The 375-nt window shown below is 48.0% G+C and carries 1 protein-coding gene; it reads right to left on the bottom strand.

Annotation, left to right across the window (positions count from 1 at the left end):
* Positions 1-375, bottom strand: a 375-nt coding sequence (locus Dpoa2040_RS00195; RefSeq protein WP_168639899.1) for a transposase, incomplete at both ends; no start/stop codon positions are given.

The raw sequence follows: 375 nt of genomic DNA, 5'->3' as shown, positions 1-375 counted from the left end.
GCGTTCTTGTTAGCGACTGCCACGGTCGTTTTATTAAACCCGCGCCGTTCCTTCAGCTGGTTAACCCACTGATGCAGGCAACCATCATTGTTATTCGTGGCAACTCTGACGACAGCGCGGGCACCATGAATAAAAAGTGTCCGCAAATGCTTGTCGCCTTTTTTCGTCATATTCATCAGCACCTGCTTGTCGCCACTCGAGTGTTGTCGTGGAACCAGACCAAGCCATGCGGCAAAGTGACGACCATTTTTAAATTCAGTTCCTTTGCCAATCGCGGCAATAACAGCCGTGGCTGTTTTAGGACCAATACCTTTAACTTTGGCAATGCGCTGACAGGCTTCTGATTGCCTGAACACAACATCAATTTCTTTATCA

It is taken from the genome of Dickeya sp. CFBP 2040, from assembly GCF_012273755.1.
Taxonomy (GTDB): Bacteria; Pseudomonadota; Gammaproteobacteria; order Enterobacterales; family Enterobacteriaceae; genus Dickeya; species Dickeya poaceiphila.
This window is presented reverse-complemented; position numbering and strand designations above follow the sequence as displayed.